The sequence below is a fragment of the Candidatus Eisenbacteria bacterium genome, from assembly GCA_016867495.1.
Lineage (GTDB): Bacteria > Eisenbacteria > RBG-16-71-46 > CAIMUX01 > VGJL01 > VGJL01.
In genome coordinates this window covers 1-7710 of sequence record VGJL01000120.1, presented here as the reverse complement: position 1 = coordinate 7710, position 7710 = coordinate 1, and the positions used below count along the sequence as shown (strand labels likewise).

Here is a 7710-nt window from a genome sequence, read left to right as displayed (position 1 = left end):
GAGCATGAGGACGAGGGAGTGAGCGAACTCGAGGAGGGTCAGGGCCAGGCTCGTGCGGCGGACCTGAGGCAGGACAACGACCTTCCTCGCCGCCAAGAAACCTCTCTGGCCCTCTTCAGCCAAGGAACCACCTCCCGAGGCGCTGTCTCAAGTATACCGGACGGATCGTGCTGTCGGCAAAACCAACTGACCGGCCGATGTTGTGATCCTGACCCCATACAACATTGCAGTTTGCAATGCGTTGCTTCTGCCATGCGGCTAGAGAGGCCGTCTCGGTGCCGGGCGGCCCCCACGAGCCCGCTGATTGACCGCGTCGACTCCCCGATGGAACAATCGGCAGCCGGGGGGGCTCCCCAGAGCGCCTTCGCCACTACGGGCGGGGGCTTCCACCCGGGTGCGAGCATGAATCGGTGGATCTACATGGACAACGCCGCGACGAGCCCCGTCGATCCCCGGGTCGTGGAGGCGATGCTTCCCTATCTTGGCGAGCGCTTCGGCAACCCCGCCAGTCACAGCCACGCCTATGGATGGGAAGCCGAGGAAGCGATCTCGATCGCCCGCGGACAGGTCGCCCGCCTGATCGGGGCTCACCCGAGAGAGATCTACTTCACCAGCGGGGCGACCGAGGCGAACAACCTGGCCCTGAAGGGGGTCTATGAGCGCTATCTCGCGAAGGGGAATCACATCGTCTCGAGCCGGATCGAGCACAAGGCCGTCCTCGATCCTCTGGGCGCGCTCGAGCGGCGCGGAGCGGAGGTGACCTACCTGCCCGTCGACTCCGGAGGCCTCGTCGATCCGGCGGCGGTCATGGCGGCGATCCGTCCGGAGACGGTCCTGGTCACCGTCATGCACGCGAACAACGAGGTCGGGGCGATCCAGGAGATCGGGGCGATCGGTCGGATCTGCAAGGAGCGTGGGGTGGTCCTCCACACCGACGCCGTCCAGTCCGTGGGGAAGATCCCCTTCGATGTCGGCAAGATGCAGATCGATATCGCGTCGCTGAGCGCGCACAAGATCTACGGCCCGAAGGGGGTCGGCGCGATCTACGTGCGGAGCAAGGGGCCGCGCGTGCAGGTGGCTCCTCTGATCGAAGGCGGCGGGCACGAGAGGGGGCTGCGGTCGGGGACGCTCAATGTCCCCGGGATCGTCGGCTTCGGCCTCGCTTGCGAGATCTGCGGAAGCGAGATGGAAGGGGAGGCCGCGCGAACCCGATCCCTGCGCGATCGCCTCTGGCATCTGATCTCCCGGCTCGATCAGGTCTTGATGAACGGCGATCCGGACCGCCGCCTGCCGGGCAACCTCAACGTGAGCTTCGCGCACTGCGAGGGGGAATCGCTGATGGCGGGCCTCCGGGGCATCGCTGTCTCGACGGGCAGCGCGTGCACCTCCGCGACCCTGGAGCCGTCGCACGTTCTGAAGGCGCTCGGCGTGAGCGAGGAGCTCGCGCACAGCTCGATCCGCTTCAGCCTGGGCCGGTTCAACACCGCTGAGGAAGTGGAGACGGTCGGCGCCAGGGTGGTCGAGACCGCGCGCAGGCTGCGCGAGCTCTCGCCGCTCTACAGGATGATGCGCGAGGCGGGCGAGGGTCCGGACGGCGGAGCGTAGTTCCTTCTCCGCGGGACGACGGCGCTACAGGCAGCGCGACCTGTAGGACGCTCGGCAGGGCGTGGGGGCGCAGCGGATCGTCTGGAACGGCAAGGACGATGCGGGCAACGATGCCGGCTCGGGGATCTACTGGGCCCGCGTTCTGCACGGACGAGAGTCGCTGACGCAGCGCGTCGCGCTCGTGAAGAGTTACGCGCGGGATTGCGGCGGCCGCCAGCCATGGCGGATGATGACTCCTCTGCCACAGAGGAGGATCAGCCATGCGTCCGTTCGTCTATCGCTTGCCCGTCCGCTTCCACGACGTCGATTCCGCGGGCATCGTCTTCTTCGCGCGCATCTTCCATTACGCCCACGACGCCTACGAGGCATGGCTTCGGACGATCGGCTACTCGCTCGATCGCCCCGCCTCGGAACGGGGTTACGGCTTCCCCCTCGTCCACGCGGAGGCCGACTTCCACAAGCCGATCCTCCCCGGGCAGGAAGTCGTCGTCGAGCTGGCGCCGGTCGCCGTGGGGGAGAGCAGCTACACGATCCGATCGAGCCTCTCCCTTCCGGAAGGGGACGCTCTGGCGACGGTGACGACGATCCACGCCTGCGTCGATTGGGCCACCCGCCGTTCGCGGCCGATCGATCCCGCGATGCGCGAGATCCTCTCCTCCTATCTGGCGTGATCGATCGGAGGCGGCCCGCTCGGCGTGACCGATCCGGCGTGGACTATCCGGCGTAGCGCCGGCGGATCTCCGCGCGGTCGGGCTTTCCGTTCGGCAGGCGGGGGATCTCGGAGACGAAGACGATAAGCGGGATCTTGAAGCGCGCGAGCCTCTCCGCAAGATGGCGCGCGATTGCCTCCCGCATCGATTCCTCGCTCACGGCTTCGGATCGACGGCGCGCAACGACCGCGAGAGGAACCTCTCCCCAGGCATCGTCCGGGATCCCGATGACGGCTGCCTCCTCGACTCCCGGGATCCCGAGCAGGGCCGCCTCGATCTCGGCCGGATGGATGTTCTCTCCCCCCGAGATGATCAGGTCGGTCGATCTTCCCGCGACGCGCAGGCACCCGGCCGCATCGAGGAAGCCGAGATCGCCGGTCCGGAGCCAGCCGTCCACGACAGACGGCGTCGACTCGTTCAGGTAGCCCTGCATGACGATCGGTCCCCGGACCTCGATCGCGCCCGGAGATCCTGCGGGAAGAGCCGCGCCACCGTCATCGACGATCCGGACATCGATCCCCGGAAGGGGCGGGCCCGCGCTGTGCCGCTCGGCCGTGCCCGAGCCGGGACGGACGAGCGTCACATGGGAGCAGGTCTCCGTGAGGCCGTAGGTCGCAAGCGCCTGCGGGCAGGCGTCGATCAGCCCGTCCTCGACCGGCCCGCCGCCGACCAGGATCGCGCGCAGCGCCGGAGGGAACGGCCGTCCGCGCCTCTCCTCGAGCATCCGCCTCAGCATGACCGAGACCAGAGAGACGAGGGTGACTCCCTCTCGGTCGATCGCGCGGTTGGCCTGCGCGGGATCGAACGAGTCGTGGAGGAGCACGGACGCCCCCGCCTGCAGGCAGCGATAGAGGATGTTCAGTCCGCCCACGTGATAGAGGGGCAGACAGCAGAGCCACCGGTCTTCGGGGCCGAGTCCGAGAACGCGGGACGACGCCGCCGCGGAGACGAGATGGTTGCGCCGGGTGAGCATCACCCCTCTCGGCCTGCCGGAGCTTCCCGACGTGAAGAGGATCGTGGAGACCCTCTCCGGATCGAGATCTTGCGGAGGGATAGCGGCCGAGGGGGCGATCGCTCGAAAGTCCTCGACGTTGATGGAGAGAAGGGTCGCGTCATCCAGATCCGCTTCGCCGCCGTGCAACAGGAGCGAGAGATTCGCTTCCCCGATCTGCCGGGAGACCTCCTCCTGGGCGAGGCGAGCATGGAGGGGGACCAGCACGGCGCCGATCCGGGGAATGGCGTGCGCGAGGAGGGCCCAGTCGATCGAACCCGGCGCCAGCATCCCGACGCGATCGCCCGGTCTCACGCCCAGGGCGAGGAGCCTGCGCGCGACGGCGAGGACCTCTTCCTCCAGTTGCGCGCGCGCGATCTCCCGTCCGCGCCAGGCGATCGCGGGCGCCCTGGGCGTCGAGCTCATCGAGTCCCCAACCGCACGCCGAGTCCCGGCCCTTGGGGAACGCGCAGGAAACCTTCGGAAGGCGCTTCCAGCCCCTCGGCCGGATCGCCCGCGAGCAGGCCCGCGGTCGCGAGGCCGCACGCGCGGTCGAGCCAGGGGAGGGAGGCGGCCAGGTGAAGGGCCCCGGCGACGCCGACCGAAGTGTCGAGCGCCGATGTGATGACCACGCCGATCCCGGCCTCATGCGCCTCCTCCGCGAGGCGCCGCGCGGCCGAGATCCCGCCGATGAGAGAGGGCTTGAGCGACAGGAATGGGACCGATCGCTCCGTGATCAATCTGCGGCCCGTCTCGATCGAGCAGACCGACTCGTCGGCGCAGATCGGAACGGGGGAGACGCGCGCGATCGCCTCGATGCCGGCCCTCGCCGGCTCCTCGACGAACTCGAGTCCGAACGGCTCGAGGAGCCGCAGCGCATGAAGGGCTGTCTCGGCCTCCCACGCGCGGTTCGCGTCGGCGCGCAGTCGAATGCCCGGACCGAGCCGCCTCCGGACGGCCGCGAAGCGACGCGCGTCGTCCGCCGGCTCGCGCGCGCCGATCTTCATCTTCAGCGTGCCGTAGCCGAGAGCCGCGGCGTCGGCCGCCTCCGCCGCGAGATCCTCCGGTTCCTCCGTCCGGAGAAGCGCGTTCACGCTCACCGTCCTCTTCGAGCGGGGGCTCAGATGATCGGCGAGCGATACCCCCGCGCGCTGCGCCTCCAGATCGAGACGCGCCAGGTCCAGCCCCGCGCGCGAGGAGAGTGGCGCCGCCGTCAGGTCGTGCTCGATCGTCCGCCAGCCGGATAGCCCCGCGAGAAATCTCGCCGCCTCCTCCACCGTCTCCGTTCCGAAGCGGGGGAGAGGAGCCGCCTCTCCGAGACCCGTCCGGCCCTCCTCGTCCTCTGCCAGGATCCAGAATCCCCGCCGCTCGGCAATGACCCCCGCCGCCGTCGCGAGGGGCCGCGAGAGCGCGAGACGATATGGGCGAGCCTGGATCCGCGCCTTCATCCTCTCCTCACAGCAGAAGACCGGCGTCAAGCAGGAGGCCGGCGCCGAGGAGGAGACCGAAAACCAAGAAGAGGCGCGAAGTCCCCGCCAGGAGGCGAAGATGCTCGGCCAGAGTCGCGTCGGCGCGATGGGCGATGCGCAGGAGAGGAATCGCGAGGGGGAGGGACAGCAGACAGAGAAGGGATCCGGCGGGGAGGGCGCGCGCGATCGCCAGGGCGGCCGGCGTGAGGTAGGCGAGCAGCAGGGCCGCGGCATACTCCGCGGCCCCGAAGCGATGGCCGAATCGCGCCGCCAGCGTCATCTTTCCCGCCCGCCGGTCGGTCTCGATGTCTCTCAAGTTGTTCGCGACCAGGATGGCCACCGAGAAGAGGCCGACAGGCGCCGAGAGAAGGATCGCCGGGAGGATCAGGTGGCCCGCCTGGACGTAGTAGGTGCCCGCGACGGCGCCGAGTCCGAAGAAGGCGAGAACGAAGACCTCCCCGAGGCCGTGGTAGCCGAGCGGGTAGGGGCCTCCCGTGTAGGCGAGCCCCGAGACGATCGAGAGGATGCCGAGGACGAGAATGGGCCAGCCCCCGACTCCCACGAGGTAGACGCCGCACAGGACGGAGACGCCGAAGGCGATCGCGATGGCCGCGCGCATCGCCCGCTCGGTCACGAGACCGGCCTGCGTCACGCGCGTCGGGCCGCGCCGCTCGCTGTCCGTCCCCCGGACGGCGTCGGAGTAGTCGTTGGCGAAGTTGGTCCCGATCTGGATCGCGATCGCCCCGACGAGAGCGGCGATCGCCGGCAGCGCGCGAAAGGCGTTCCTCTCGACCGCGAGGGCCGTTCCCACGAGAACCGGGACGACCGCGGCGCTCAGGGTCCGCGGTCGCGCCGCCAGAATCCAGGTCCGCAGGCCCGCCGGCATCGCGCCCCTCCCGGGCTCCCTACGGCAGTCTCGGGAAGCGCGAGAAGTCCGGCTTCCTCTTCTCGACGTACGCGTCTCGCCCCTCCCGCGCTTCTTCGGTCATGTAGTAGAGGAGCGTCGCGTTGCCGGCCAGCTCCTGCAGCCCCGCCTCGCCGTCGGTTCGCGCGTTGAAGGCGGATTTCAAGACCCGGATCGCCATCGGGCTGCGCTCGAGGATCTCCCGGCACCAGCGGAGCGTCTCCCTCTCGACCTCGGCGAGCGGGACGACCGCGTTGACGAGCCCCATGGCCAGCGCCTCCTTGGCGTCGTACTGGCGGCAGAGGAACCAGATCTCCTTCGCCTTCTTCGGGCCGACCAGGTCGGAGAGGATCGAGGCGCCGAATCCGCCGTCGAAGCTCCCCACCTTGGGGCCCGTCTGTCCGAAGCGGGCGTTGTCGGCGGCGATGGTGAGATCGCAGACCAGATGGAGGACGTGGCCTCCGCCGATCGCGTACCCCTTGACCATCGCGATGACCGGCTTGGGCAGCGAGCGGATCTGCTTCTGCAGATCGAGGACGTTCAGGCGGGGCACGCCGTCCTTTCCGACATAGCCCTGATCGCCGCGGACTCTCTGATCGCCCCCGGAGCAGAACGCCTCATCGCCGGCGCCGGTGAGGATCACAACGCCGATCGAGGGATCGTCCCGCGCGTCGGCCAGCGCCGATGCGAGCTCGAAGAGGGTCGCCGGTCGGAAGGCGTTTCGCACCTCCGGACGGTTGATCGTGAGCTTCGCGATCCCTCCGGACTTCTCGTAGCGGATATCCTCATGGGTCCCGGCGGATTCCCAGCGGACCTCGGCCGATTCGTTCACGATCCGATTCCTCCTTCCATCGATGCTCGGGAGAGAAACGACTCGAGCAGCCCCGCGAAGGCCTCCGGCCGCTCCAAGGGGACGGAGTGGCCCGCGTGGGGCACGACCTCCGCGCGAGCGCGGGGCATGGCGAGAGCGAGCGACCGGGCGATGGCGACGAACTTCGCGTCCTCTTCCCCGGCGACCAGGAGGACACGCATCGGCAGATCCGCGATCCGGTCGTAAAGCGGCTCCAGGGACCCGGTCCCGAACGCGCGCAGGGCCGCGGCAAGGGCGCGAGGATCCTGCGCGAGGCGCATGCGGCGCGTCCGCGAGAGAACCTCCTCCGGCAATCTCCTCTGGCTCTCGAAGAGGGGAAGGGCTTCCCACCTCGCCACGAAAGCCTCGATCCCCTCTCGCTCGAGAAGCGATGCCAGCTCCTCATCCTGAGCGAGGCGCTCGCGCCTCTCCTTCGGATCGGCGATCCCGGCCGAAGCGCCGACCAATGTCAGCGAGCCGATCCTGCCAGGCGCGCTGCAGGCGAGGTGGACCGCCGCCCGTCCACCCATCGAGTACCCGACGAGATCGACCCTCTCGATCGACAACGCATCGAGCAGAAGGAGCATCGCATCGGCCAATCTGTCCATGCGCCACCGCTCGGGCGGGATCGGCGGGTCGGTCCCTCCATGCCCCGGAAGATCGGGCGCGACGCAGAGGCGCCCCGCGAGCAGGGACGCCGGGTAGTCCCAGTAGGACGCCTCTCCCGCGAACCCGTGCAGCAACAGGAGCGTCCGGCCGGAATCGACCCCCGTCTCGCGCACGCGCCAGCGAAGCCCCGCCGCTGTGACGCGCCGCTCGATCAAGATCCCTCCGCGGCGCCGCTCCCCGCGGCGCTCCCCTCGGCGCGCGCCGCGAGCCGTCGCGCGATCTCGCGCGCGATCCGCTCCATCGTCTCTCTGTGCTCGATCGCGGAGGCCGCGGCATCCGTGCGAAGCTCCACGATCCTCGTCCCCGCGCCCCGGAGTCCGCGCGCGACCGCCTCCGCAGCCTCGCCCCGGCCTTGCGCCCGCGCGTAGGAGAGGCCGTGAAGCGCGGCGGCGCCCTCCATGGAATGGCCGTGCGGCGCGTGGAAGAGCCTCTCGCAGAGATCGCGATGGGCGGCGATCGGCAAGTGAGAGAAGATCCCGCCCCCATCGTTGTTGAGGACGAAGATCACGACG

7 protein-coding genes are annotated in these 7710 nt (G+C 69.4%); 2 read left to right on the top strand and 5 right to left on the bottom strand.

Features of this window, described 5'->3' with window-relative positions; translation table 11 throughout:
• Positions 1-402: 402 nt before the first annotated feature.
• Together FJY88_10115 and FJY88_10110 are read left to right on the top strand one after the other, a co-directional pair.
• The gene (locus FJY88_10115) at positions 403-1605 is read left to right on the top strand and encodes an IscS subfamily cysteine desulfurase (protein MBM3287686.1); all 1203 of its coding nucleotides are present in this window, start codon (positions 403-405) and stop codon (positions 1603-1605) included.
• Positions 1606-1865: 260 nt separating this feature from the next.
• Positions 1866-2276: an acyl-CoA thioesterase gene (locus FJY88_10110; protein MBM3287685.1), complete on the top strand. Its 411-nt coding sequence runs from the start codon at positions 1866-1868 to the stop codon at positions 2274-2276.
• Between the two features lie 43 nt (positions 2277-2319).
• Here FJY88_10110 and menE read toward each other — a convergent pair whose 3' ends face one another.
• The 5 genes from menE to menH all read right to left on the bottom strand — a co-directional run.
• A complete protein-coding gene (menE, locus tag FJY88_10105) occupies positions 2320-3732 on the bottom strand; it encodes an o-succinylbenzoate--CoA ligase (GenBank protein ID MBM3287684.1) in 1413 nt (470 codons plus the stop codon).
• Positions 3729-4754: an o-succinylbenzoate synthase gene (gene menC, locus FJY88_10100; protein MBM3287683.1), complete on the bottom strand. Its 1026-nt coding sequence runs from the start codon at positions 4752-4754 to the stop codon at positions 3729-3731. The genes menE and menC overlap by 4 nt, the downstream gene beginning before the upstream one ends.
• A 7-nt stretch (positions 4755-4761) precedes the next feature.
• Positions 4762-5661 (bottom strand): 1,4-dihydroxy-2-naphthoate polyprenyltransferase, encoded by a 900-nt coding sequence (locus FJY88_10095; protein MBM3287682.1) that lies wholly within the window; start codon positions 5659-5661, stop codon positions 4762-4764.
• A gap of 19 nt (positions 5662-5680) precedes the next feature.
• The gene (gene menB / locus FJY88_10090; protein ID MBM3287681.1) at positions 5681-6514 is read right to left on the bottom strand and encodes a 1,4-dihydroxy-2-naphthoyl-CoA synthase; all 834 of its coding nucleotides are present in this window, start codon (positions 6512-6514) and stop codon (positions 5681-5683) included.
• Positions 6508-7710, bottom strand: a 1203-nt coding sequence (menH, locus tag FJY88_10085; GenBank protein ID MBM3287680.1) for a 2-succinyl-6-hydroxy-2,4-cyclohexadiene-1-carboxylate synthase, incomplete at its 5' end; no start/stop codon positions are given. The genes menB and menH, both read right to left, overlap by 7 nt.

Coding starts and splice junctions, on each gene's coding strand:
- FJY88_10095 (MBM3287682.1), bottom strand. CDS start 5,661: ATGCCGGCGGGCCTGCGGACCTGGATTCTGGCGGCGCGACCGCGGACC.
- FJY88_10110 (MBM3287685.1), top strand. CDS start 1,866: ATGCGTCCGTTCGTCTATCGCTTGCCCGTCCGCTTCCACGACGTCGAT.
- menE (MBM3287684.1), bottom strand. CDS start 3,732: ATGAGCTCGACGCCCAGGGCGCCCGCGATCGCCTGGCGCGGACGGGAG.
- menC (MBM3287683.1), bottom strand. CDS start 4,754: ATGAAGGCGCGGATCCAGGCTCGCCCATATCGTCTCGCGCTCTCGCGG.
- FJY88_10115 (MBM3287686.1), top strand. CDS start 403: ATGAATCGGTGGATCTACATGGACAACGCCGCGACGAGCCCCGTCGAT.